The sequence below is a fragment of the Azospirillum sp. UENF 112521 genome, assembly GCF_058780665.1.
The window spans coordinates 253,297-277,870 of sequence record NZ_JBSNCI010000009.1 but is presented as its reverse complement, the minus strand read 5'-3'; the positions used below and the strand labels follow the sequence as shown (position 1 = coordinate 277,870).

The following is a 24,574-nucleotide window of genomic DNA, read 5'->3' as shown; positions in this document are numbered from 1 at the left end:
AACCGGGAACCGCTCACACTGACCACAGACAGCAGCCCTGACATATGCGCCCCCCAAACCAAACCGGGAGAACAGCGGATGGCCCCCCTCGACCACGATCATGCCCACGCCGACGCCCACGCCCTCGGCACGGCTGCCGGACTGACGCGCGAGGAGCTTGACGCGCACTGGATGCCCTTCACCGCCAACCGCGAGTTCAAGAAGAACCCGCGCATCATGACGAAGGCGGAGGGCGCCTGGTACTGGGACGCGCAGGGCCGCAAGATCTATGACAGCCTGTCCGGCCTGTGGTGCAGCGGCGCCGGCCATTGCCGCCGCGAGATCGCCGACGCGGTGGCGCAGCAGATCGCCACGCTCGACTACAGCCCGGCCTTCCAGCACGGCCACACCGCCGCCTTCAAGCTGGCGCACAAGCTGGCCTCGATGACGCCGGCCGGGCTGGACCATGTCTTCTTCGTCAATTCCGGCTCGGAGGCCGCCGACACCTCGCTGAAGATGGCGCGGGCCTATTGGCGGATGAAGGGCCAGCCGGCCAAGACCAAGCTGATCGGCCGGGTGAAGGGCTATCACGGCGTCAATTTCGGCGGCACCAGCCTGGGCGGCATCGTCGGCAACCGCAAGCTGTTCGGCACCGGCGTCGATGCCGACCATTTGCCGCACACCCTGCTGCCGCAGAACCTGTTCACCAAGGGCATGCCGGACGAGGGCGCCCATCTGGCCGACGCGCTGGAGGATCTGGTGGCTCTGCACGACGCCTCCAACATCGCCGCGGTGGTGGTGGAGCCGATGGCCGGGTCGGCCGGCGTGCTGCCGCCGCCCAAGGGCTATCTCCAGCGCCTGCGCGAGATCTGCACCAAGCACGGCATCCTGCTGATCTTCGACGAGGTCATCACCGGCTTCGGCCGCATGGGCACCGCCTTCGGCGCCGATTATTTCGGCGTGGTCCCCGACATCATGAACGTCGCCAAGGGTCTGACCAACGGTGCCGTGCCGATGGGTGCGGTGGTCGCCAGCCGCGAGATCTACCAGACCTTCATGGACAATGGCGGGCCTGAGTATCTGGTGGAGTTCCCGCACGGCTACACCTACTCCGCCCACCCGGTCGCCTGCGCCGCCGGTCTCGCCGCCCTCGACCTGTTCGAGCGCGAGAAGCTGGCCGACAAGGCGGCGGCGCTGATGCCGCATTTCGAGGATCTGATCCACGGGCTGAAGGGGCTGAAGAACGTCGCCGACATCCGCAACTGCGGCCTTGCCGGCGCCGTCACCATCGCGGCGCTTCCGGGCGAGCCGGCGCGGCGGCCCTACGAGATCGCCATGAAGTGCTGGGACGCCGGCTACTACGTGCGCTACGGCGGCGACACTCTCCAGTTCGGCCCGCATTTCATCAGCGAGCGCGAGGACCTCGACCGCCTGTTCAACGTCGTCGCCGACGCGATCCAGGCGACCGCGTAAGGGCCACGGCGTAAGAACCTCCACACGCGACATTCCGGGAAAAGCCCAATGCCCATCGTTCCGCACCTGATCGGCGGCAAGACCGACGCCCCGGCCGACAGCCGCACCGCCGACATCGTCAATCCCGCCACCGGCGAGATCGCCGGTCAGGTGGCGCTCGCCAGCCGCAAGACGGTCGAGGAGGCGATAGCCGCCGCCGAGGCCGCCTTCCCGGGCTGGCGCGCCACGCCGCCGGCCAAGCGCGCCCGTGTCATGTTCCGCTTCAAGCAGCTGCTGGAGGAAAATGCGCAGCGCGTCTGCGCCCTGATCACGGCGGAGCACGGCAAGGTGCTGGACGACGCCTTCGGCGAGCTGACCCGCGGCATCGAGAATGTCGAATATGCCTGCGGCGTGCCGGAGCTGCTGAAGGGCGAGTTCTCCAAGAATGTCGGCCCCAGCATCGACAGCTGGTCGGAATTCCAGCCGCTGGGCGTCGTCGCCGGCATCACCCCCTTCAACTTCCCGGCGATGGTCCCGCTGTGGATGTACCCGATCGCCATCGCCTGCGGGAACACCTTCATCCTCAAGCCGTCGGAGCGCGACCCGAGTGCCGCCCTCTATGTCGCCCAGCTGGCCGAAGAGGCCGGACTGCCGCCGGGCGTGCTGAACGTCGTCAACGGCGACAAGGAGGCGGTGGACACGCTGCTGACCGACCCGCGGGTGCAGGGCGTCAGCTTCGTCGGATCCACCCCCATCGCCGAATATGTCTATGCGACCGCCACCGCCCATGGAAAGCGGGTGCAGGCGCTGGGCGGCGCCAAGAACCACGCCATCGTCATGCCGGACGCCGACCTCGACAATGCGGTCAGCGCGCTGATGGGGGCGGCCTACGGCTCCTGCGGCGAGCGCTGCATGGCGATCTCCGTCGTGGTGGCGGTGGGCGACGAGGTGGCCGACCGGCTCAAGGACAAGCTGTCGGTGGCGCTGCGCGACCTCAAGGTCGGCGCCGGCACGTCCGCCGGCTGCGAGATGGGGCCGCTGGTCACCCGCGCCCATTACGAGAAGGTGAAGGCCTACGTCGACCAGGGCGTCGCCGAGGGGGCCGAGCTAGCGGTGGACGGCCGCGGGCTGGTGGTGCCCGGCCATGAGAACGGCAATTTCCTGGGCGGCTGCCTGTTCGACCGCGTCACCCCGGACATGACCATCTACCGGGAGGAGATCTTCGGCCCGGTGCTCTGCCTCGTCCGCGTCAAGACGATGCAGGAGGGCATGGACCTGATCGACGCCCACGAATACGGCAACGGCACCTGCCTGTTCACCCGCGACGGCGAGGCCGCCCGTTATTTCAGCGACATGATCAAGGTCGGCATGGTCGGCATCAACGTGCCGCTGCCGGTTCCGGTCGCCTATCACAGCTTTGGCGGCTGGAAGCGGTCGCTGTTCGGCGACCTGTCGGCCTACGGTCCGGACGGCGTGCGCTTCTACACCCGCCGCAAGACCGTGACCCAGCGCTGGCCGACCGGCGGCGTCCGCGAAGGCGCCCAGTTCGCCTTCCCGTCGATGAAGTAAAGATCCGTCGGTAAAATCGAGCGGCGGCGGGGACGGCAAGACACCGCCTCGCCGCCGCTCCAGTTTTGACTTCACGCCGCTACCGTGCGGGTTTCGCCCCCGCCAGGATCAGGTCGAGACCCGCGAGGAACGCCTCCCGCTCGTCATGCGTCCGCACCTGCTCCGCCAGCAGGTGAACGAACGGGTATTCCGCGGGATCGCGCCGGGTCCAGCGCTCGACGATTGCAGCCAGGACGGCCGGCCGCTCCGACGCGTGGAACTTGTGGCGCGCGGCGGCCGCGGTCTGCGCAGCGGTACCCAGCAGATACTGGACGAACGCCGACACGCAGTGGAAAAGCGCCCCGCGCGGAACGCCCAGCAGATCGAACTGCGCGGCACTGCGCTCGAAAACCTCCACCATGGCCGGCTGCCACGGTTCCCTGGCGAGCTGGGTGCCCACCCATGGATGCGCCTCGATGGCGTCGAAGACGCCCAAGGCGATGGCGCGCAGGGCGTCCGCCGGATCGGATCCGCCCGCGATTCCGGCCAGCGCATGGGACAGCACAGCCTCGGTTGCCGCAGAGAGCAGTGCGTCCTTGTCCGGGATATGCCAGTAGATCGCCCCGCTTCCGGTCGACAGCCGGTTCGCCAGCGCGCGGAAGGTCAGGGCGCGCTCCCCCTCCCCATCGAGAAGCTCGATGGCGGACGCAACGATCCGCTCCTTGGAAAGCGCATCCTCCCGCCGCTCGGGAGTCTTGGGTCTTGGATCCATGTCTCACCTTGACATGTCTGGAACAACGTTCCAATGAATAGTAATGGAACGCCGTTCCAGAGCAGGGAGAGAGCGCAGTGGAGCAAGCTGTCGTCATCATCGGTGCGGGATTGGGTGGACTGACGCTGGCCCGCGTCCTCCATGTCCATGGCATCTCCTCAATCGTCTACGAGGCGGAGCCGGGCGCCGACAGCCGGACCCAGGGCGGCCAGCTCGACATCCACGACCACAACGGCCAGCTTGCGCTCGCAGCCGCCGGCCTCACCGAGGCGTTCCGGTCGATCATCCACCAGGGCGCAGAGGCGACGCGCGTGCTGGACCGCACCGGCAGCGTGCTCCTCGACCTTCCCGACGACGGACAGAACCGGCGTCCCGAAGTCCTGCGCGGCGATCTGCGCAGGCTGCTCCTCGACTCCCTGCCGGAGGGCACGGTGCGGTGGGGCAGGAAACTCGCCAGCGCCTCACCCCTCGGCGACGGGCGGCACGAGGTCCTGTTCGCGGATGGAAGCCGTGCCACCGCCGGTCTTCTCGTCGGGGCGGACGGCGCATGGTCCCGGGTGCGGCCCCTGCTGTCCGATGCCACGCCCCGTTATGCCGGCGCGACGTTCATCGAGACATACCTGCACGATGTGGACAGCCGGCATTCCCGATCCGCGGCGGCGGTCGGCGCCGGAGCGATGTTCGCCCTGGCGCCGGGCAGAGCCATCTTCGCCCATCGGGAGGCCGGAGACGTGCTGCATGTCTATGTCGAGTTGAAGCGGCCGGCGGACTGGTTCGCCGGGATCGACTTCGGCGATCCGGCGGCGAAGGGTCTTGTCGTGGCGGAGTTCGACGGCTGGGCGCCGGAGTTGACCGCCCTCATCACCGGGAGCGACACGCCGCCGGTTCCCCGCATGGTCCACACGCTTCCCACCGGACACCGATGGCAGCGGGTTCCCGGCGTGACGCTGCTGGGAGATGCCGCGCACCTGATGCCGCCGTCTGGCGAAGGCGCCAATCTGGCGATGCTGGACGGTGCCGAACTGGCCGGCGCCCTGGTTCGGCATCCCGGGGATGTCGAAGCGGCGCTTGCCGCCTATGAGGAGCCGATGTTCGCCCGCGCCGCCCTGGAAGCCGTGGACGCCAATCGGATGCTGGAGCTTTGCCTTGGCGACGACGCGCCGTCGGGCTTCATCGACATGATGAGGAGCGTGTCCGAACCAGATCGCCAGCCATCGTGACGGGAGACGGGCTTGCGGCTCGCTTCAGAGGCTTGCCGACCGCCCCGGCCATTGCCGCCACAGCTTGACGGCGCAGACGGCCAGCGGCACCGACAGGGTCGCCCAGCACAGCCAGTCCCAGATGCCGTCGCCCAGGATGGCGGCAGCCAGCCCGACGACGGACAGCCCGGCCAGCGCGGCCGGGATGCGCCAAACCCCGCTCATGCCCCCTCTCATGCCTTGCTCCCCAGCTTGGCGCCCGATGCAGTCCTGTCGGATGTCGACCGCGCCCGCGGCCGTTTCAGCCAGACGACGAAGCCGGTCACCGTCACCACGCCGGTGACGATGGTGAACAGCGCCCAGATGATCTGCAACGGCAGCCCGCCGTAATCGCCGAAATGGAACGGCCCCGACAGCATCAGCACCGTCATGTACCAGGGCGTGCCGGCCGCCTCGGCGACCACGCCGGTTTCGGCATCGACCAGGGCTACGCTGAGCAGCCGCTGCGTCAGTTCGGTGTGGCCGCGCACGATCACGCTGAAATGCCGGCTGCCGGCATATTCGTTGCCGGGATAGGCGATGAAGGCCAGATCCTTGCCGGGGAAGGCGGCCAGCCCGGCCGCGGCCACTTGGTCGATGGGCACTGCCGGCCCGGTCATCGGCTCGGGATGGCGGGCGGTCATCGCCGCCAGCTCGGTCTTCTGCCAATAGCCGGTGATCAGCGGCGAGAAGGACAGGATGGCGCCGGTCAGCCCGACGACGAAGGCCCAGACCAGAGTCGCCACGCCGAACAGGTTGTGCAGGTCGATGTTGCCGATGCGGGTTCCCCGGCCGAAGCGCAGGATGCCGAAGGCCAGCTTCTTCATGAACGGGCCGTAGACCACCAGCCCGCTGACCGTGCTGACCACGAACAGCAGCCCCATCACCCCGACGAACATCTGGCCGGCGAAGCCGGTGAACAGGTCGACATGCAGCTTCAAGAGGAAGCCGACCAGCGTCTCCTCCGGCTGCTTCAGCATCTGGTTGGCCCCGGTGAAGCCGTTCAGCACCACCCAGCGCCCCAGGTCGAATCCGCGCTCCTCCGGCTTGCCCAGATAGATGTAGTTGACCGCCTTGTCTTCCGGATCGAAGGACAGCAGCTTGGGCACCAGGGCCGGGTCGGCCTTCTGCGCGATGTCGACCAGCGACTGGAGCGGCAGGCGGGCCTGCCCCTCGGTGTAGCTGCTGTCGAGATCCTCCCCCATCAGATGCTGGATCTCGTGGTGGAACACCAGGATCAGCCCGGTCACGCACAGGATCAGCAGGTTGGCCGAACAGATCAGGCTGGTCCAGCGGTGGACGAGGCGCCAGCCCCGCAGGCTCGCAGGCGTCATGACGGCTTCCTTTGGCAATGGGGAAGGGACGGCACGGGATTTACCAGCGATAGCGCAGGCCGGCGGTCACCGTCCGCCGATAGCCGTAGGCGCACCAGTCGCCGTAATAGCAGGAGGCGACATACTCCTTGTCGAACAGGTTCTTGCCGTTGACGGTGACCTCCGCCCCCTGGAGCTTGGACGACAGCGCGCCCAGGTCGTAGGACACCGTGGCGTCGACCAGGGTGAAGGACGGCACCTTGAAGGTATTGGCCGTGTTGGCCGTGCTGCCGGTGTAGCGCAGGCCGGTGCCGACGCCGAGGCCGGTCAGCGGCGTGCCCTCCGGCATGTGGTACATCGCCCAGGCAGAGGCCTGATGGCGCGGCACCGCGGCCAGGCGCTTGCCCTGCAGCCCGTCATTGTCCTTGGTGTATTTGGTGTCGAGGTAGGTGTAGGCACCGATCAGCTCCAGCTCCTTGGTGACGCCGACCTTGGCCTCCAGCTCGACGCCGCGCGACCGTGCCTCGCCGCTCTGGATGGAGAAGCCGGGATGGGCGGGGTCGCTGGTCAGCAGGTTGCTGCGGGTCAGGTCGAAAGCCGAGACGGTGAACAGGCTGTTCAGGCCCGGCGGCTGGTACTTGACGCCGACCTCGTACTGGGTCCCCTCCTCCGGCTTGAAGGGCTTGCCGCCAAAAGCGACGCCGCTGCTGGGCGTGAAGGATTCGGCATAGCTGACATAGGGGGCGATGCCGTTGTCGAAGACGTAGGTCAGGCCGGCGCGGCCGGTCCAGGCCTGATCGGACTGGGTGCTGCTGCCCGACGCGGTGGTCGAGGTGGTCTTCGACCAGTCGCGGCGGCCGGCGACCGTCAGGATGAAGCCGCCCAGCTTCATCTGGTCCTGGAGATAGACGCCGGTCTGGCGCCCGTCGATGTCGGTGCGATAGACCGCCGGCGGGGTGACGGCGATGCCGTAGACCGGGTTGAACACGTCGATGGACGGCGCCATCCCGAAGCCGGCGGTGTAATGGCCGTCCAGCCGCTGGTGGTCGACGCCGGCCAGCAGCGTGTGGGAGACCGGGCCGGTGGAGAAGCGCCCTTCGATCTGGTTGTCGAAGGCGTAGGCGTTCATCTCCTCCCGCGAGGTGGCGACGCCGCGGAAGAGGCTGCGGTTGTCGGTGTCGAGGCCGTTGGCGTACAGGCTGTCGTAGGCGACCTTGGCGTTCAGCCAGCGCCCGTTCAGCCGCACGGTCCAGGCGTCGCCCAGCTTCTTGTCGAAGGCATAGCCGACCGAGACCTGACGGCGGTCGAACGTCTCGTAATTCGGGTCGCCGTCATAGAAATCGACCGGGATCCTGCCCAGCGGGTTCGCCAGCACCGTGCCCTGCGGCGGGATGCCGCCATAGGAATTGCCCTTCGGGTCATGCTGGTAGAAGCCCAGCAGGGTCAGGCTGGTCTCGGCGTCCGGCTTCCAGGTGAAGGACGGGGCGACGGCGATGCGCTCGTTCTCCGTCATCCGCATCTGGCCGTCCTCGCTGAGGCCGACGGCGGTCAGCCGGTAGAGGAACTTGCCGTCCTTGTCGATGGGGCCGGAGAAGTCGGCGGTGCCGCGCCAATGGTTGTCGGTGCCGTATTCGACCCCGACCTCGTTCAACGCGGTGGCGGTCGGGCGCTTGGAAACCTGATTGATCAGGCCGCCGGCCTGCGCCTGCCCGTACAGCACGGAGGTCGGGCCCTTCAGCACCTCCGCCCGCTCCAGCAGATAGGGGTCGACCTGCGATGCAGCGTAGTAGAGCGACTGGAGCTTCAGCCCGTTCAGGTAGGTGTCGGCGTCGAAGCCGCGGATCTTCAGCTGGTCGTAGCGGGTCGCCACGGCGCCGCGGGTCTCCGCCGTCACGCCGGAGGTGTAGCGCACGATCTGGTTCAGCGTCTGCGCGTTCTGGTCGCGGATCTGGTCGGCCGGAATGACGGAGATCGATTGCGGCGTCTCGATCAGCGGCGTGTCGGTCTTGGTGCCGGTCGCCTGCTGGTTGGCGACATAGCCGGTCACCGGCGACAGCGCCGTTTCGCCCTGCCCGGTCACCGTCACCGCCGGCATCTGCACCGCGGCACCGTCGGCCCCTTGCCCGCCGGCACTTTGCGCCATCGCCACCTGGGTCATTGCCACTTGGGCCGCCGGCACCATCAGCCCGCCCAGCACCATGGCGCCGAACGCCGCCCCCCGCGACACCCGACCGCCGTCCACTCGTCTCTTCACGATGATTGCCCCCGACACGAATAAGAATCATTCGCAGTTATTGGCCCTCATAATGCAAATGATTCTTATCTTCAATACCTATCCGCGTATGTGACGCGACAATCGCATTCAACCCCTCCCCCGCCCTGGAGAGAGCGCCGAGGACCCCCGAAAAAATCTTCGGCGCCCCCCGACGAATCCGCCCCGCCGCCCCGTATCAGGGATGGACAGAAAGACCGGAGCGGCGGCAAGCGCCCCCCGGTCGGATGTCGGGACAAGCGTCGGAACAGGTCATGACGATTCGTTGGAAGCCGGTGGTCACCGGCGTTGTTCTTGCCGGACTGGTCGGCGGCGTCGGCTACGCGGTTCAGCAGAAGCTGTCCCCGCCGGCGGCCACTCAGCCGGGCGGTCCTCCCGGCGGCGGTCCAGGCGGCGGTCCAGGCGGCCCACGCAACAGCGTGGTGGCGGTCCAGGCCGGCACCGTGGCGCGCGAGGACGTGCCGATCTGGTTCGACGGCATCGGCACGGTCCAGGCCTTCAACACCGTCACCGTGCGCGCCCGCGTCGATGGCGAGCTTCAGCGCGTCTCGCTTCAGGAAGGGCAGCTGGTCAAGGCCGGCGACCTGCTGGCGACCATCGATTCCCGTCCGCTCCAGGCCCAGTTGGCCCAGGCCCAGGCGAAGAAGGCGCAGGACGAGGCGCAGCTCGCCAACGCGCGGCGCGACCTGGAACGCAACATGGGCCTGAAGGAATTCGCCTCGCGCCAGACGGTCGACACCCAGCGCGCGCTGGTCGCCCAGTACGAGGCGCAGATCCGCGCCGACGAGGCGGCCATCGATGCGGTGCAGGTCCAGCTGAACTACACCACCGTCACCGCCCCGCTCAGCGGCCGCATCGGCCTGCGCAACGTCGACCAGGGCAATGTGGTGCGGGCCAGCGACCAGAACGGCATCGCCACCATCACGCAAATCCAGCCCATCGCCGTCCTCTTCACCCTGCCGGAAAAGCAGCTGCAGGCCGTGCTCGCCGCCCAGGCGCAAGGCGTGGTCAAGGTGGAGGCGCAGGACCGCGAAGGCCGCCGCGTGCTCGACACCGGCAAGCTGTCGGTGGTGGACAATCTGATCGACACCGGCACCGGCACCATCCGCCTGAAGGCCGAGATGCCCAACGACCCGCAGAAGCTGTGGCCGGGCCAGTTCGTCAATGTCCGCCTGCTCTCCACCGTCCGCCGCGGCGCCACCACCGTGCCCTCGACCGTGGTGCAGCGCGGCCCCCAGGGCACCTACGCCTACGTCATCAAGGACGACCTGACGGTGGAGCAGCGCCCGATCAAGGTCGCCCGCCAGGAGGAGACCAAGGCCATCATCGACGAGGGGCTGACCCCCGGCGAGCGGGTGGTGGTGGACGGCCAGTACCGTCTGCAGCCCGGCTCCAAGATCCGCATCGTCGAGCCCATCGCGTCAGCTGCGCCGGTTGGGGCGGCCCCTGCCGGCACCGCTCCTGCTGCCGCACCGGAAGCCGCTCCCGCCGGCAGGACGCCCAACCAGCAGCAGGACCCTGCCGCACGCGAGGAACGGCGGCGCGAACGGCAGCAGCAACGCGAAAACAACGGCGGCGCTCCAACTCCGGGCCCCGGCCCCGGCGCCCCGCGTGAGGGACGGCAGCCCTCATGAACATCTCCGCCCCCTTCATCCTGCGGCCGGTCGCCACCGGCCTGCTGATGCTGGCGGTGGTGCTGCTGGGCCTGCTGGGCTACAGCACCCTGCCGATCTCCTCGCTGCCGACGGTCGATTTCCCGACGGTGCGCGTCACCACCCAGCTGCCGGGTGCCGCCCCCGACGTGATGGCCTCCTCGGTCACCGCCCCGCTGGAACGCCAACTCGGCCAGATCGCCGGCATCTCGTCGATGGTGTCGACCAGCTCCTTCGGGCTGTCGGTCATCACCCTGCAATTCGACCTGACCCGCGACATCGACGCCGCCTCTCAGGATGTGCAGTCGGCGATCAGCGCCGCGTCGGGCACGCTGCCCAAGGGCCTGCCGAATCCGCCGGTCTACGACAAGGTCAACCCGGCCGACACGCCGGTGATGGTGCTGGCGCTGAGTTCGGACAGCCTGCGGCTGGAAACCGTCAGCGACGCCGCCGACACGCTGCTGGCGCAGAAGCTGTCCCAGGTCGACGGCGTCGGCTATGTCGGGATCGAAGGGGGCCTGCGCCCCGCCGTCCGCGTGCAGGTCAACCCGGCCGCCGTCGCCGGTCTCGGCCTGACCCTGGAGGATGTGCGGACCACCATCACCCAGGCCAACGTCAACGCGCCGAAGGGCAGCTTCGACGGCCCGCGCCAGTCCTGGTCCATCGGCGTCAACGACCAGATCGAGAATGCCGCCGCCTACCGCCCGATCATCGTCGCCTACAAGAACGGCGGCCCGGTGCGGCTGACCGACATCGGCACCGTGGTCGATTCGGTGGAGAACACCCGGCTGGCCGCTTGGCATGACGGCAAGCCCGCGGTGCTGCTGAACGTGCTGCGCCAGCCCGGCGCCAACATCATCGACACGGTGGACCGCATCCACAAGCTGCTGCCGTCGCTCCAGGCCAGCCTGCCGCCGCAGATCCATATGGCGGTGCTGACCGACCGGACCGAGACCATCCGCGCCTCGGTGGTGGACGTGCAGAAGACGCTGGTGCTGACCGCCGGGCTGGTGGTGCTGGTGATCTTCCTGTTCCTGCGCAAGGCGTGGGCGACGGTGATCCCGGCGGCGGCGCTGCCGCTGTCGCTGATCGGCACCTTCGGCATCATGGCGCTGTGCGGCTTCAGCCTCGACAACCTGTCGCTGATGGCGCTGACCATCGCGTCCGGCTTCGTCGTCGACGACGCCATCGTGATGATCGAGAACATCGTCCGCTACATCGAGAAGGGCGAGAAGCCGTTGCCGGCCGCCCTCAAAGGCGCCCGCCAGATCGGCTTCACCGTCGTGTCGCTGACCCTGTCGCTGATCGCGGTGTTCATCCCGCTGCTGTTCATGGGCGGCGTGGTCGGCCGGCTGTTCCGCGAGTTCGCCATCACGCTGTCCATCGCCGTTCTGGTGTCGGCGGTGATCTCGCTGACGCTGACGCCGATGATGTGCGCCCGCCTGCTGAAAGCGGAGACCGAGACCAAGCCCAACGGCCTGTTCCGCTGGACCGAACGCGGCTTCGACGCGCTGCTGAACGGCTATGCCGCCTCGCTGCGCTTCGTGCTGCGCCACCAGCCGGCGACCCTGGTCTTCACCATCGCCACGCTGGCCGCCACGCTCTATCTCTACGACGTGGTGCCCAAGGGCTTCCTGCCGCAGCAGGACACCGGCGTCATCATCGGCGTGACCGACGCCGCCCCCTCGATCTCGGTCAAGGCGATGGCGGAGCGCCAGCGCGAGGTCGCCGACATCGTGCGGCGCGACCCCGACGTGGCGGGGGTGGCGAGCTTCGTCGGCACCGGCACGGTGAACGCCACCACCAACACCGGCAACCTGACCATCGCGCTGAAGCCGCGCGACCAGCGAAGATCCTCGGCGGAGGAGATCATCGCCCGCCTGCGCGCCGCCACCGGCGACCTGAAGGGCGTCTCGCTGTTCATGCAGGCGGTGCAGGACGTGCAGATCGACAGCCGCGTCAGCCGCACGCAATACCAGTACGTGTTGCAGGACGCCGACCCGCGCGAGCTGGAAAGCTGGACCCCGCGCCTGCTGGAATCCCTGCGCGCCCGTCCGGAACTGACCGACGTGGCGACCGACCAGCAGCCGGACGGCCTGCAGGTCTATCTCACCATCGACCGCGACGCCGCCAGCCGCCTGCACGTCCTGCCCCAGGCCATCGACGACACGCTCTACGACGCCTTCGGCCAGCGTCAGGTCTCGACCATCTACACCCAGACCAACCAGTACCGCGTGATCCTGGAGGTCGAGCCGTCCTTCCAGATGGACCCGTCGTCGCTGTCGAAGATCTATGTGAAGGCCAGCGGCGGCACCGTCGTGCCGCTGAACGCCATCGTGTCGGTGGAGCGCAAGACCGCCCCCCTGGTCATCACCCACCAGGGCCAGTTCCCGTCGGTCACCCTGTCCTTCAACGTGGCGCACGGCGTCTCGCTGGGGGCGGCGGTGGCGGCGATCCAGCAGGCGCGCGACAGCATCGGCATGCCCGACACCGCCACCGCCCGCTTCGCCGGCACGGCGGCCGAATTCCGCGCCTCGCTCGACACCCAGCCCTGGCTGATCCTGGCGGCGGTGGTCGCGGTCTATATCGTGCTGGGCGTGCTGTACGAGAGCACGATCCACCCGATCACCATCCTGTCGACCCTGCCGTCCGCCGGCATCGGCGCGCTTCTGGCGCTGATGGCGACCGGCCACGACCTGTCGCTGATCGCGCTGGTCGGCATCGTGCTGCTGATCGGCATCGTCAAGAAGAACGCCATCATGATGATCGACTTCGCCCTGGAGGCGGAGCGCAACCAGGGCATGGCGCCGGAACGCTCGATCTACGAGGCGTCGCTCCTGCGCTTCCGCCCGATCATGATGACCACCATGGCGGCCCTGCTCGGCGCCCTGCCGCTGGCGCTGGAGAACGGCACCGGCTCGGAGCTGCGCCGGCCGATGGGCATCGCCATCGTCGGCGGGCTGCTGTTCAGCCAGGTGCTGACGCTCTACACCACGCCGGTGGTCTATCTCTATATGGACCGTCTCGGCAGCCGGCTCGGCCGCTGGCTGCGGCCCTGGCGGCGGAAGGAAACGGCCGAGCCGGGCAACGACGCCTCCGCCGGCCGGGCGGCGGCGGAGTAGCCGGCCATGGCCTCCCTCAACCTCAATCCCCTGGCTTCGGCCGCCTCGCTTTCCGCCCTGTTCATCCGGCGGCCGGTCGGCACGTCGCTGCTGATGGTCGGGCTGATGATCCTGGGGGCGGTGGCCTACCGCTTCCTGCCGGTGGCGCCGCTGCCGCAGGTGGAATTCCCCACCATCATCGTCACCGCGTCGCTGCCCGGCGCCAGCCCGGAGACGATGGCGGCCTCCGTCGCCACGCCGCTGGAACGCCGGCTCTCCCGCATCGCCGGCGTGTCGGAGATGACCTCCAACAGCAAGCTCGGCAGCACCACCGTCGTCGTGCAGTTCGACCTGAACCGCAATGTCGAGGCGGCGTCGCGCGACGTGCAGGCCGCCATCAACGCCGCCGGCGGCGACCTGCCGGCCGACCTGCCGAGCCCGCCCAAGATGCGGCGCATCAACCCGGCCGACGCGCCGGTTATGACGCTCGCCATGACCTCGACCACGCTGGCCCCGGCGGACCTCTACAACCTCGCCGACAGCATCATCGGCCAGCGGCTGAGCCAGATCGAGGGGGTGGCCCAGGTCTCCATCAACGGGGCGGAGAAGACGGCGGTGCGGGTGCGGGTCAACGCCGCCGCCGCCGCCAACATGGGCGTCAGCCTGGAGTCGATCCGCACCGTCATCTCCCAGGCGAATGCCAACGGCGCCAAGGGCAGCTTCGACGGCACGCACGAGTCCTGGTCCATCGGCGCCAGCGACCAGCTGTTCGGCGCAGAATCCTACCGCCGGCTGATCGTGACCGAAAAGAACGGCGCGACCATCCGGCTCGGCGACCTCGCCGACGTGATCGAGGCGCCGGAGAACAGCCGCACCGCGGCGTGGCAGGACGGCCACCGCGCCATCCTGATCAACATCCAGAAACAGCCGGGCTCCAACGTGGTCGAGACGGTCGACCGCATCCGGGCGGAGCTGCCGACCCTGCGCGGCTGGATGCCGCCGGGGGTCAGCCTGTCGGTGCGCACCGACCGCACGCCGACCATCCGCGCCTCCATCGACGACGTGCAGAAGACGCTGGCGGTCACGGTGGCGCTGGTGGTGATGGTGATGGCGCTGTTCCTGCGCCGACTGTGGGCGACGGTGATCCCGGCGGCCTCGGTGCCGCTGTCGCTGGCCGGCACCTGCGGCGTGATGTGGATCGTCGGCTACAGCCTGGACAATTTCTCACTGATGGCGCTGACCATCTCGGTCGGCTTCGTGGTGGACGACGCCATCGTCGTCATCGAGAACATCGTCCGCCACATCGAAAAGGGCACCAAGCCCTTCGAGGCGGCGGTGAAGGGCGCCCGGCAGGTCGCCTTCACCGTGGTGTCGATCAGCCTGTCGCTGATCGCCGTCTTCATCCCCATCCTGTTCATGGGCGGCATCCAGGGCCGGCTGTTCCGCGAGTTCGCCGTGGTGCTGTCGGTCGCCATCGCCGTCTCGGCGGTGGTGTCGCTGACCCTGACCCCGATGATGTGCGCCCATCTGCTGCAGCCGGAGGCCGAGCGCGGCCCCCCCGGACGCCTTGCCCGCGCGCTTTCCTGGGCCGGCGACCGGCTGTTCGGTCTCTATGCCGGCGGGCTGGACTGGGTGCTGGCCCACCGCCGCACCATGCTGGCGGCGACCTTCGCCATCATCGGCGTCAGCGTCTGGCTCTACGGGCAGGTGCCGAAGGGCTTCGTGCCGCAGCAGGACACCGGCCTGCTGATCGGCTTCAGCGACCCGCCGCCGGACATCTCCTTCCGCGCCATGGTGACGCGCCAGCGGGCCTTGCAGGACGCGGTGGCCGGAGACCCGGCGGTGGAGAGCGTCGGCGGCACCGTCGGCGGCGGCGGTCCCGGCGGCACCTATTCCGGCCAGATCTTCATCGCCCTGAAACCGAAGGCGGAGCGCGACGACCTCGCCACCGTCACCCAGCGGCTGCGCCAGCGCGCCGGCCGGGTGCCGGGGGTGCAGCTCTACCTGACGCCGGTGCAGGACATCCGCGTCGGCGGTTTCCAGGGCCGCAGCCAGTACCGCTACAGCCTGCAGGATTCCGACATCGCTGCGCTGAACGAGTGGGCGCCCAAGCTGGTCGACAAGATGCGCACCCTGCCGGAGCTGGTCGACGTCGCCAACGACCGCCAGAACGGCGGCATCCAGGCCAACGTCATCGTCGACCGCGACGCCGCCACCCGGCTCGGCGTGTCCTTGAGCGCTTTGGAGTCGACGCTCTACGACGCCTTCGGCCAGCGGCAGGTCTCGACCATGTATCTGGCGCAGAACCAGCACAAGGTGGTGCTGGAGGTCGAGCCGTCCGAAGCGCTCGGCCCCGACGACCTCAAGCGCATCTATGTGAGCGGCCGCAGCGGCATGGTTCCGCTGTCGGCGGTGTCGCGCGTCGTCATCGGCAACCAGGCCGCCAGCATCCAGCACCAGAGCGGCTTCCCGGTCGCCAACCTGACCTTCGACCTCGCCCCCGGCGTCTCGCTGTCCCAGGCGACCGAGCTGATCCAGCGGGCGGCGGAGGACATCGGCATGCCGGCCAGCATCCGCGCCGGCTTCCAGGGCGACGCGCGCGCCTTCCAGCAATCCTCCTCCAGCCAGCCGCTGCTGATCCTGGCGGCGCTGATCACCATCTACATCGTGCTGGGCGTCCTCTACGAAAGCCTGATCCACCCGCTGACCATCCTGTCGACCCTGCCGTCGGCCGGTCTGGGGGCACTGATCGCGCTGATCCTGACCGGCTACGACCTGTCGATCGTGGCCCTGATCGGCATCATCCTGCTGATCGGCATCGTCAAGAAGAACGCCATCATGATGATCGACTTCGCCCTGGAGGCGGAGCGCGAGCGCGGCCTTACGCCGCTGGAGGCGATCCGCGAGGCTGGGCTGGTCCGCTTCCGCCCGATCATGATGACGACGATGGCAGCACTGCTGGGTGCGGTTCCGCTCGCCTTCGACTTCGGGACCGGCGGCGAGAATCCGCCGCCCGCTCGGCATCGCCATCATCGGCGGGCTTCTGGTCAGCCAGATGCTGACGCTCTACACGACGCCGGTGGTCTATCTGACGCTGGAACGGCTGGCCCTGCGGCGCAACCGCCGCCACGCCATCGCCGCCCCCGCGGAATAGGGGGGCGAGGATGGAGGTGCTCTTGACAATCAACGTCTTCATTGCACCCGCAAGATCCCCTCTCCCCCCGGGGAGAGGGTTAGGGTGAGGGGGTCGCGCGGCGGCCCTTACCCGAAAATCCACCCTGTGCATCCCCCTCACCCCGCCCCTCTCCCCGGGGGGGAGAGGGAGAGATCACGCCCCTGGCGCCTCACCACCCTCTTGGGCATAGTTCTCGCCCACGGCAGGAGCGGAGCCCCGGTGGTCGAGGCGAGCGACACGGACGACGAACTGATGGGCCGCGTGGCCGGCGGCGACGCCGCCGCCTTCGACCGTCTGGCCGCCCGCCACATGCGCCGCGCGGTGGCGCTGGCCCAGCGGATGACCGGCAACCCGTCCGACGCCGACGAGATCGCGCAGGAGGCCTTCCTGCGGGTCTGGCAGCATGCCGGGCGCTGGGACGGGGCGCGCGCCGCCTTCACCACCTGGCTCTACCGCATCGTGATGAACCTCGCCATCGACCGCGGCCGCCGTCCCGGCTGGTCGCCGCTGGAGGATGCCGGCGACCTGCCCGACCAGACCCCCGACGCGCTGACCCGCATCGCCGAGCGCCAGACCGCCGAGCGGGTCAACCGGGCGCTGGCGGCCCTGCCCGACCGCCAGCGCGCCGCCGTCGTGCTGTTCCACCAGGAGGGGCTCAGCCTGCGTCAGGCCGCCGAGATCCTGACCATGGGCGAAAGCGCCTTCGCCTCGCTGCTGGCCCGCGCCCGGGCCGCGCTGAAGACGGCGCTCGGCCCCGACGATCCAGCATGAAGGAGGATGCCATGACCGACGAAGACTTCCTCCGCCACCTCGACGATTACGGCGCCTCGCCGCAGCGCTGGCCGGCGGAGTTGCGGGCGGAGGCCGAAGCGGCGCTGGCCCGCTCCCCCGCCCTGCGCGCCGCCCAGGAGGACGCCGCCGCCTTCGACCGGCTGCTGGCGGCCCCCGCAGCGCCGGTAGAGGACGCCCGCGTCGCCCGCCTGCTGTCCGCCGTCGGCGCCGCGGCGCGGGCCGTGCCGCAGGAGGGCGTGGTCATGCTGCTGCTCGGCCGGATGCCGCGGCGGAGGGTGGCCGGCTTCTGCGTCGCCCTGCTGGCGCTTGGCTGGCTGACCGGGGGCTGGTTCGCCGGCCATCTCGCCAGCCCGCTCCCGTCAGCGCCGCGCAGCCAGGAGCTGGCCCTGCTGAACGACGAGGTCGTCACCCTGTTCGACGGAGAGTCCCGATGAACGGCCTCGTTGCCCCCGGTCGCCCGCAGCCCTCCCTCCTGACCCGCCTCCGGCAGGGGATGAGCCTGCGCCGGCTGGCGCTGCTGTCGCTGGCGCTGAACCTGTTTCTGGCCGCCATGCTGGTCGGCACCACCCGCAAGCCGGCGCCCCCGCCCTACCGGCCGATGCCCGACCGCTTCGTCGAGCATGTGGCTGCGGGCATGTCCGACGCCGACGCCGCCCGCCTGCGCGCCATTTTCGAGCCGCTGCGCCCGCGCTATGACACGCTGACCGAGGATTATCGCCAGGAGGGGCAACGGGTGCGCGCCCTGCTTCAGGCGGAGCCTGTGGATTTCGAGTCCCTGAACGCCGCGATCGCCGCAGCCCGCGCCAAGCGCCGCCTGATCGGCGAATTGACCGAGCAGACCGTGCTGCTCGTGCTGCCCGACCTCTCGCCTGCCGGACGGCTGCGGATGGTCGGAGGATGGGGAACCGCTGGCGCCCCTGACACGCCCAAAAAATAGGCAAACCCACTCATCCACAGGCCGGATGCGCCCGCCGGAAGGATGCGGAAGATTCTGTTCGGAGTTTGCGCACACATCTATCCACAGATTCTGTGGAGAAGAAAACCGGCAGAAATTTTATCCACACAAATTCACATTCTATCATCCCCAAGTTTTATCGCCCGCCTTCCCATGGATCCTTGTATCCACCACCGATCCGGCATATCCAAATGACGAGGCCAATTCATGTAGATTGGCAAGATCGATGGGGGATCGTCATGATCGGAGATCCATTTCATCCAAAGAAGGCGACGATCTCTTTGCGCGTTGACCGCAGAATCAAAGATGTCGCCAAGAATTACGCACGCCAGCGGCAGACGCCTTTGGCCGAGGTCATGCGCGACCTCTTGGCCCGCTACGTCGCCGAATGCGCGCGGGAGAATGCCCTGGCGTCCCCGGACCTGTTGAAGGACCGGCCGGCGCAATATGTGGATTTCGCAAAGCTGGAAGGCCTGATGGGCCGTCAGGAGTAGGCGCGCGCGCCCGGAGGGGATCTTGAGCGGGCGGCCCCGCCCCCATACATCGACGGTGGACACGCTGCCAGGGGAAGGAGCCCCGCCATGCCGCCCACCGCCAGTTCTTCCACAGGCGCCCAATCCGGCGCCGACAGCCTTCACGTCGCCTGCCCGCACTGCGACACGCTGAACCGCGTGCCTCCCGCCCGGCTCGGCGGCGGCAAATGCGGCCGCTGCGGCAAGGCGCTGTTCGAGGGCAAGCCGGTGGCGCTCGACGCCCGCCGCTTCGCCGCCCATGCCGAGCGTGGCGATCTGCCCCTGCTGATCGATTTCTGGGCCGACTGGTGCGGCCCCTGCCGCGCGATGGCCCCTGCCTTCGCCCAGGCCGCGGCCCAGCTCGAACCGCAAATCCGCCTCGCCAAGATCGACACCGAGGCCTCGCCGGACCTCGCCGCCCGCTTCGCCATCCGCAGCATCCCGTCCCTGATCCTGGTCCGGCACGGCCGCGAGATCGCCCGCACCGCCGGCGCCATGCCGCTGCCGGCACTGGTGGCGTGGGTCCGCGAGACGCTGGGCTGACCGCGCAATCAAGCCCTTGTCGAACACTCAACACTCCGCTGGGCGCCCAAACAACGCTATTGATAATTATTTGCATCGACTACCCATTTGGTTTATTCGCATTCGAAGGAAATCCCGGAGCACACCCGCCGCCAAGCCGCCGGGCCGCGTTCCCCGGTTTCCGTCGGATCGACAAAGCCGGGGAAGGTCGTCGCGTGGAGTCCTTGAAACTAATCGCAGGCATTGCTTGCGCAGCCATTGCCTCCACGAGCGCCGCGACGGCCCGGGCCGAAGACAGCACCCCCGGAACGACCGGACCGGTCCTGGAACTCGCCCCGATCACCTTGATCGGCAAGGGCGCCGCCACCGACGGCTACCAGCCCAAGCGCACGTCGATCGCCACCGGAACCGACACGCCGCTGCTCGACGTGCCGCAGGCGGTCAGCGTGGTGGCGGCCCCCGTCCTCAAGGACCAGGCCGCCCGCACGCTGGACGAGGCGCTGGCGAACGTCAGCGGCGTCACCCAGGGCAACACGCTGGGCGGCACCCAGGACGCCTTCATGAAGCGCGGCTTCGGCGACAACCGCGACGGCTCGACCATGCGCGACGGCCTGCGGACGGCGATGCCGCGCAGCTTCACCGCCGGGGCCGACCGCGTCGAGGTCCTGAAGGGGCCGGCCTCGATGCTCTACGGCATCCTCGACCCCGGCGGGCTGGTGAACGTCGTCAGCAAGGCCCCCGAACTGACCCGGCGCGGCGAGGCCCAGGCCTGGGGCAGCAGCTTCGGCGGCGGCGGCGGACAGCTCGACGTCACCGGGCCGCTGACCGCCGGCTCCAACCTCGCCTACCGCTTCGTCGGCGACATCCAGGACACCGCCTACTGGCGCAATTTCGGCCGCGTCCGGCAGAAGACCGTCGCCCCGTCGCTCGCCTGGTACGGCGACGACACCACGGTCACGCTCGGCTACGAATACACCCGCTATCAGGTGCCGTTCGACCGCGGCACCATCTTCGACACCGCGACCGGCAAGGCGGTGCCGGTGTCGAAGCGGGAACGCTTCGACGAACCCTACAACGTCACCAGCGGCTTCACCCATCTCGCCCGCATCGGCATCAGCCACAAGATCGACTCCGACTGGACCGTCAGCGCCAACTACGCCTACAGCCACAACTGGTACAAGGACGATCAGGCGCGCGTCACCGCCTACAACGCCCGCACCGGGGTGCTGACCCGGCGCGCCGACGCCACGCAGGATTCCAACGTCGACGTCCATGCCGTCCGCGCCGACCTCAACGGCAAGGTGACGTTCGCCGGCCTGCGCCATCAGCTGCTGTTCGGCGCCTCTTACGATTACAGCGACACGCTGCGCACCGACCTGATCCGCGGCCCGACCTCCGCCGCCTTCAACATCTACCGGCCGGTCTATGGCCGCTTGCCCACCAGCCGCAACGTGGTGGCGACCGACAGCGACCAGAACCGAACGGCTGGAAACCTCCTCGGTCTATGCCCAGGATTCGATCGAGCTTGGCGACCGCTGGATCGTGCTGGGCGGCCTGCGCTACCAGTATTACGACCAGTATGCCGGCCGCGGGCGGCCCTTCCGCGCCAACACCGACGTGCAGGACGGCAAGCTCGTGCCCCGGGCCGGCGTCGTCTACAAGGTGACGCCCGATGCGTCGGTCTATGCCAGCTGGAGCCAGAGCTTCCGCCCGAACTCCTCGATCTCCAGCTATCTCGGCGCCCTACCGCCGGAGGAGGGCGATGCCTACGAGGTCGGCGCCAAGGTCGAGCTCGCCCGCGGCCTGACCGCCACCGCAGCATTGTTCGACCTGCGCAAGCGCAACGTGCTCTATTCGGAGGTGGTCAACGGCCTCACCGTCAACCGCACCGCCGGTGCCGTGCGCTCGCGCGGCTTCGAGTTGGATGTCGCCGGCGAGGTGGCGCCGGGCTGGAGCGTCATCGGCAGCTACAGCCTGCTCGACGCCCAGGTGACAAAGGATCCGCTCTACCGGGGCAACCGGCTGGCCAACGTCGCCCGCAGCACCGCCTCGCTCTTCGTCACCCACGACCTCGGCCCGGTGCTGGGCAGCAATGCGCTCCGTGTCGGCGGCGGCGCCCGCTATGCCGGCAAGCGCGCCGGCGATGCCGCCAACAGCTTCTACCTGCCCTCCTACGTCGTCGCCGACGCCTTCGCCGCCTACGACACCGACGTCCACGGCACGCCGGTCAGCTTCCAGGTCAACGTCAAGAACATCTTCGACAAGACCTACTACACCTCGGCGGTCAACAATCTCGGCGTCGCCATCGGCGAGCCGTTGCAGGCGGTGTTCCAGACCCGGGTCAGCTTCTGATGCGCGTCATCCCGCCATTCTCCCTGGCCACCGCCGTTTTATTGCTGGTGCTGTCGCCCGGTCTGGCCAGAGCGGCGGAGAGTGGGGCGGCGGAGATCCGCACGACCGATCTCGCCGGCAACGAAATTGTCCTGCCGAAGCCGGCGGAGCGGATCGTGGCGCTTCCCGCCCCCTCCGCCCCGACGGTGATCGCCGCCGACCGTTCGGCCGACCGTCTGGTCGGCATGCACCAGACGGTGGGCGAGGTGGCGAAGGGCGGCCTGCTCGGCCGGCTGTTTCCGCGGCTGAACCGGCTTCCCGCCTCGCTGCTCAGCGCCGGCAAGTCGGCCTTCATGCCGAATGTCGAGGCCATCGCCGCCCTGGAACCCGACCTCGTCCTGCAACGGGGCGAGCTGGGGGCGCAGGTGGTGTCGCCGCTGGCCGAGGCCGGGTTGAAGACCGCGCTGGTCGTCTATGGCGATGAGGAGACCACCCGCCGCAACATCCGGCTGATGGCAGACCTCACCGGGCATCCCGAACGGGCCGGGGCCCTGATCGGCTGGCGGGACGAGGTGCTGGCGCGCATCCGCCGCCCCGCCCCGGCCACGGCCACGGCCCTGACTGCCGTCAAGACACCGACGGTGCTTTTCCTCTCCAGGCTCGCCGGCCATCTGGTGGTGACCGGGAAGGGGACGCCGACCGATTTCGCCATCGCCGCGGCCGGCGGCCGCAACCTCGCCGCCGAGCGCAGCGGCTCGATCACCGTCACCGCCGAGCAGATCATGATCTGGGACCCGGAGGTGATCCTGCTGAACAGCGCCGACCGCGATTTGCAGCCGGCCGACATCCGCAACGACCCGCTGCTCTCCGGCACCGCCGCGGCGAAGGCGGGCCGGGTCTACAAGGTGCCGGTCGGCGCCTTCCGCTGGGAGCCGCCGAACGCCGAGAACCCGCTGTTCTGGCTGTGGCTGGCCAAGCTGTTCCACCCGGACGCCAACGGCTACGACCTGCGGGCCGAGGTGCGGCGCGGCATCGGGCTGGTCTATGGCCTTGAGCCGACCGACGCCGAGATCGACCGGCTGCTGCTGGCCGACGTCAACCGGGGGGCGCTGAACTATGACCGCATCGTCGGCCCCTGATGCCGTTTCCGGCACCGCTGCCGCCTCCCTGCCCGGCCGCCCTTGGCTGCTGGCGGCGATGGCGGTCGGGCTGCTGGCGATGATGCTGGTGGCGCTGTGCGCCGGCCGCCTCTCCATCCCGCCGGTCACCGCGCTGCGCATCGTCGCGGCGCAACTGCTGCCCGGTGGATTGGAGTCGGACTGGAGTTCGCTCCAGGAGCGCATCGTGCTGCTCGTCCGCCTGCCGCGCGTGCTGATGGCGGCGGCCTGCGGCGCCGGGCTGGCGCTGTGCGGCGCCGCCCTGCAGGGCGTCTTCCGCAATCCGCTGGTGTCGCCGCACATCCTCGGCGTGTCGTCGGGCGCCTCGCTCGGCGGGGCGGTGGCGATCCTGCTCGGCCTGTCGGGGGCGGCGCTGGTCGGGCTGTCCTTCGTCGCCGGCTGTGCCGCCCTGCTGCTGGTCGGGCTGCTCGCCCGCATCGACGGGCGCAGCGGCGTCGTCACCGTCGTGCTGACCGGCGTCGTGGTCTCGGCGCTGTTCAGCGCGCTGGTGTCGATGGCGCAGTTCGTCGCCGACCCCGACAGCTCGCTGCCGGCCATCGTCTTCTGGCTGATGGGCAGCTTCGCCGCGTCGGGCTGGCGCCAGACCCTGCTGGCGGTGCCGGTGATCCTGGCCGGGCTGCTGGCGATCTGGGCGATGCGCTTCCGCATCAACCTGCTGTCGCTGGGCGAGGACGACGCCCGCATGCTGGGCGTGCGGGTGGAGCGCGACCGCTGGCTGATCTTCGCCGCGGTGGCGCTGGTCGAGGCGACGGTGGTGGCCTTCTCCGGCGTGATCGGCTGGGTCGGGCTGGTGGTCCCGCATTTCGCCCGGCTGCTGGTCGGGTCCGACCACCGCATCCTGATCCCGGCCTCGGCGCTGATGGGCGCGGCCTATCTGCTGCTGATCGACACCATCGCCCGCACCGCGACCACGGCGGAAATCCCGCTCGGCGTGCTGACCGCCATCGTCGGCGCGCCGATCTTCGCGCTGCTGCTGCGGCGCCGGCAGAAGCAGGAGATGGGCGAATGAGCAGGCTGGAGATCCGACTGGAGGATGCCGGGGTGCGGCGCGGCGAGCGGTGGATCTTCCGCCATCTCGGCCTCGCCCTGTCGGCCGGCCGCTGCCTCGCCGTGCTCGGCCCCAACGGCCGCGGCAAGACCACGCTGATCCGCGCGCTCGCCGGGCTGCTGCCGCTGGCCGAGGGCCGCCGCCAGGCGCCGGCCGCCATCGGCTACGTCTCGCAGTCGATCGGCGACACGGTGCCCTACCGCTGCCTCGACGTGGTGGTGATGGGGCGGGCGCGGCGCATCGGCCTGTTCGGCGCGCCCGGCCGCGCCGACTACCGCGCGGCGGAGGAGGCGCTGGCCCAGGTCGACGGCCTGCGCTTCGCCGAGCGTCCGTTCAGCCGCCTGTCGGGCGGCGAACGGCAGATCGTCATGCTGGCCCGCGCCCTGGTGACGGGGGCCGACCTGCTGATCCTCGACGAGCCGGCCTCGGCGCTCGACCTCGCCAACCAGGCTCTGCTGCTGAAGGTCATCGAGCGGCTGCGCCGCGACGGGCGCCACGCCATCCTGTTCAGCACCCATCTGCCCCAGCATGCGCTGTGCGTCGCCGACGAGGCGCTGCTGATGATGGGGGTGGAGGAGCATCTCCAGGGTCCGGCGGACGCCGTGATGACCGAAGCCAACCTCGCCCGGCTCTACGGCATCCCCATCCACCGCACCCGGGTCGCCGGGCGGGTCGAAGCGGTGGTGCCGGTCTTCCTCCCCGCGGAGCACGGCCCCGGCCCGCATCGGCCGTAG

The 24,574-nt window shown here is 69.3% G+C and carries 19 protein-coding genes and 1 pseudogene; 16 read left to right on the top strand and 4 right to left on the bottom strand.

What is annotated here, in order from left to right:
• Window positions 1-78: 78 nt before the first annotated feature.
• Both aptA and ACWPN8_RS32840 read left to right on the top strand, forming a co-directional pair.
• On the top strand, window positions 79-1,452 hold the full coding sequence (gene aptA, locus ACWPN8_RS32845) for an omega-aminotransferase AptA (RefSeq protein ID WP_492243833.1): 1,374 nt from the start codon (window positions 79-81) through the stop codon (window positions 1,450-1,452).
• Between the two features lie 48 nt (window positions 1,453-1,500).
• Window positions 1,501-3,000 carry a CoA-acylating methylmalonate-semialdehyde dehydrogenase gene (locus ACWPN8_RS32840; RefSeq protein WP_492243832.1) on the top strand — a complete coding sequence of 500 codons (1,500 nt, stop codon included), beginning with the start codon at window positions 1,501-1,503 and terminating at the stop codon, window positions 2,998-3,000.
• Between the two features lie 79 nt (window positions 3,001-3,079).
• Here ACWPN8_RS32840 and ACWPN8_RS32835 read toward each other — a convergent pair whose 3' ends face one another.
• Window positions 3,080-3,751 carry a TetR/AcrR family transcriptional regulator gene (locus ACWPN8_RS32835; RefSeq protein ID WP_109451374.1) on the bottom strand — a complete coding sequence of 224 codons (672 nt, stop codon included), beginning with the start codon at window positions 3,749-3,751 and terminating at the stop codon, window positions 3,080-3,082.
• A gap of 77 nt (window positions 3,752-3,828) precedes the next feature.
• On the opposite strand from ACWPN8_RS32835, the gene ACWPN8_RS32830 reads away from it, so the two are divergent.
• Complete coding sequence (locus tag ACWPN8_RS32830) at window positions 3,829-4,971, top strand: FAD-dependent oxidoreductase (protein ID WP_492243831.1); 1,143 nt, start codon at window positions 3,829-3,831, stop codon at window positions 4,969-4,971.
• A 24-nt stretch (window positions 4,972-4,995) separates the two neighbouring features.
• Here the strand turns inward: ACWPN8_RS32830 and ACWPN8_RS32825 are convergent, their stop codons facing one another.
• Genes ACWPN8_RS32825 through ACWPN8_RS32815 form a run of 3 tightly spaced genes read right to left on the bottom strand, consistent with a single transcriptional unit; the run spans window position 4,996 to window position 8,556 of the window.
• A complete protein-coding gene (locus tag ACWPN8_RS32825; protein WP_492243830.1) occupies window positions 4,996-5,175 on the bottom strand; it encodes a hypothetical protein in 180 nt (59 codons plus the stop codon).
• A gap of 8 nt (window positions 5,176-5,183) precedes the next feature.
• Window positions 5,184-6,323: a PepSY-associated TM helix domain-containing protein gene (locus tag ACWPN8_RS32820; RefSeq protein ID WP_109451368.1), complete on the bottom strand. Its 1,140-nt coding sequence runs from the start codon at window positions 6,321-6,323 to the stop codon at window positions 5,184-5,186.
• Between the two features lie 40 nt (window positions 6,324-6,363).
• A complete protein-coding gene (locus ACWPN8_RS32815) occupies window positions 6,364-8,556 on the bottom strand; it encodes a TonB-dependent siderophore receptor (protein WP_492243829.1) in 2,193 nt (730 codons plus the stop codon).
• Window positions 8,557-8,828: 272 nt separating this feature from the next.
• Between ACWPN8_RS32815 and ACWPN8_RS32810 the strand changes: the two genes are divergently transcribed.
• The 13 genes and pseudogenes from ACWPN8_RS32810 (at window position 8,829) to ACWPN8_RS32750 (ending at window position 24,574) form a co-directional block, all read left to right on the top strand.
• Window positions 8,829-10,208 (top strand): efflux RND transporter periplasmic adaptor subunit, encoded by a 1,380-nt coding sequence (locus ACWPN8_RS32810; RefSeq protein WP_492243828.1) that lies wholly within the window; start codon window positions 8,829-8,831, stop codon window positions 10,206-10,208.
• Window positions 10,205-13,348, top strand: coding sequence for a multidrug efflux RND transporter permease subunit (locus tag ACWPN8_RS32805; RefSeq protein ID WP_492243827.1), 3,144 nt, complete (start codon window positions 10,205-10,207; stop codon window positions 13,346-13,348). The genes ACWPN8_RS32810 and ACWPN8_RS32805 overlap by 4 nt, the downstream gene beginning before the upstream one ends.
• A gap of 6 nt (window positions 13,349-13,354) precedes the next feature.
• Window positions 13,355-16,507 (top strand): efflux RND transporter permease subunit, encoded by a 3,153-nt coding sequence (locus ACWPN8_RS32800; RefSeq protein WP_492243826.1) that lies wholly within the window; start codon window positions 13,355-13,357, stop codon window positions 16,505-16,507.
• Between the two features lie 214 nt (window positions 16,508-16,721).
• A complete protein-coding gene (locus ACWPN8_RS32795; protein WP_109451360.1) occupies window positions 16,722-17,273 on the top strand; it encodes an RNA polymerase sigma factor in 552 nt (183 codons plus the stop codon).
• Window positions 17,274-17,284: 11 nt separating this feature from the next.
• On the top strand, window positions 17,285-17,728 hold the full coding sequence (locus tag ACWPN8_RS32790) for a hypothetical protein (protein WP_492243825.1): 444 nt from the start codon (window positions 17,285-17,287) through the stop codon (window positions 17,726-17,728).
• Window positions 17,725-18,231, top strand: a complete 507-nt coding sequence (locus tag ACWPN8_RS32785; protein ID WP_492243824.1) for a periplasmic heavy metal sensor — start codon at window positions 17,725-17,727, stop codon at window positions 18,229-18,231. Before ACWPN8_RS32790 ends, ACWPN8_RS32785 begins: the two co-directional genes overlap by 4 nt.
• Before the next feature lie 257 nt (window positions 18,232-18,488).
• The gene (locus ACWPN8_RS32780) at window positions 18,489-18,743 is read left to right on the top strand and encodes a hypothetical protein (protein ID WP_146208092.1); all 255 of its coding nucleotides are present in this window, start codon (window positions 18,489-18,491) and stop codon (window positions 18,741-18,743) included.
• An 87-nt stretch (window positions 18,744-18,830) separates the two neighbouring features.
• Entirely contained in the window at window positions 18,831-19,304 is a 474-nt protein-coding gene (gene trxC, locus ACWPN8_RS32775) for a thioredoxin TrxC (RefSeq protein ID WP_492243823.1), read from the top strand.
• Window positions 19,280-19,936: pseudogene (locus ACWPN8_RS32770) on the top strand (TonB-dependent receptor plug domain-containing protein); the annotation flags it as partial. The gene trxC and the pseudogene ACWPN8_RS32770, both read left to right, overlap by 25 nt.
• A 772-nt stretch (window positions 19,937-20,708) precedes the next feature.
• The gene (locus tag ACWPN8_RS32765; RefSeq protein ID WP_492244007.1) at window positions 20,709-21,635 is read left to right on the top strand and encodes a TonB-dependent siderophore receptor; all 927 of its coding nucleotides are present in this window, start codon (window positions 20,709-20,711) and stop codon (window positions 21,633-21,635) included.
• Window positions 21,635-22,753, top strand: a complete 1,119-nt coding sequence (locus ACWPN8_RS32760) for an ABC transporter substrate-binding protein (protein WP_492244006.1) — start codon at window positions 21,635-21,637, stop codon at window positions 22,751-22,753. The genes ACWPN8_RS32765 and ACWPN8_RS32760 overlap by 1 nt, the downstream gene beginning before the upstream one ends.
• Window positions 22,731-23,801 carry a FecCD family ABC transporter permease gene (locus tag ACWPN8_RS32755; RefSeq protein ID WP_492243822.1) on the top strand — a complete coding sequence of 357 codons (1,071 nt, stop codon included), beginning with the start codon at window positions 22,731-22,733 and terminating at the stop codon, window positions 23,799-23,801. The genes ACWPN8_RS32760 and ACWPN8_RS32755 overlap by 23 nt, the downstream gene beginning before the upstream one ends.
• Window positions 23,798-24,574 carry an ABC transporter ATP-binding protein gene (locus tag ACWPN8_RS32750; RefSeq protein ID WP_109451348.1) on the top strand — a complete coding sequence of 259 codons (777 nt, stop codon included), beginning with the start codon at window positions 23,798-23,800 and terminating at the stop codon, window positions 24,572-24,574. The genes ACWPN8_RS32755 and ACWPN8_RS32750 overlap by 4 nt, the downstream gene beginning before the upstream one ends.

Coding starts and splice junctions, on each gene's coding strand:
- aptA (WP_492243833.1), top strand. CDS start 79: ATGGCCCCCCTCGACCACGATCATGCCCACGCCGACGCCCACGCCCTC.
- ACWPN8_RS32840 (WP_492243832.1), top strand. CDS start 1,501: ATGCCCATCGTTCCGCACCTGATCGGCGGCAAGACCGACGCCCCGGCC.
- ACWPN8_RS32835 (WP_109451374.1), bottom strand. CDS start 3,751: ATGGATCCAAGACCCAAGACTCCCGAGCGGCGGGAGGATGCGCTTTCC.
- ACWPN8_RS32825 (WP_492243830.1), bottom strand. CDS start 5,175: ATGAGCGGGGTTTGGCGCATCCCGGCCGCGCTGGCCGGGCTGTCCGTC.
- ACWPN8_RS32820 (WP_109451368.1), bottom strand. CDS start 6,323: ATGACGCCTGCGAGCCTGCGGGGCTGGCGCCTCGTCCACCGCTGGACC.
- ACWPN8_RS32810 (WP_492243828.1), top strand. CDS start 8,829: ATGACGATTCGTTGGAAGCCGGTGGTCACCGGCGTTGTTCTTGCCGGA.
- ACWPN8_RS32805 (WP_492243827.1), top strand. CDS start 10,205: ATGAACATCTCCGCCCCCTTCATCCTGCGGCCGGTCGCCACCGGCCTG.
- ACWPN8_RS32800 (WP_492243826.1), top strand. CDS start 13,355: ATGGCCTCCCTCAACCTCAATCCCCTGGCTTCGGCCGCCTCGCTTTCC.
- ACWPN8_RS32790 (WP_492243825.1), top strand. CDS start 17,285: ATGACCGACGAAGACTTCCTCCGCCACCTCGACGATTACGGCGCCTCG.
- ACWPN8_RS32785 (WP_492243824.1), top strand. CDS start 17,725: ATGAACGGCCTCGTTGCCCCCGGTCGCCCGCAGCCCTCCCTCCTGACC.
- ACWPN8_RS32780 (WP_146208092.1), top strand. CDS start 18,489: ATGATCGGAGATCCATTTCATCCAAAGAAGGCGACGATCTCTTTGCGC.
- trxC (WP_492243823.1), top strand. CDS start 18,831: ATGCCGCCCACCGCCAGTTCTTCCACAGGCGCCCAATCCGGCGCCGAC.
- ACWPN8_RS32765 (WP_492244007.1), top strand. CDS start 20,709: ATGGCCGCTTGCCCACCAGCCGCAACGTGGTGGCGACCGACAGCGACC.
- ACWPN8_RS32760 (WP_492244006.1), top strand. CDS start 21,635: ATGCGCGTCATCCCGCCATTCTCCCTGGCCACCGCCGTTTTATTGCTG.
- ACWPN8_RS32755 (WP_492243822.1), top strand. CDS start 22,731: ATGACCGCATCGTCGGCCCCTGATGCCGTTTCCGGCACCGCTGCCGCC.
- ACWPN8_RS32750 (WP_109451348.1), top strand. CDS start 23,798: ATGAGCAGGCTGGAGATCCGACTGGAGGATGCCGGGGTGCGGCGCGGC.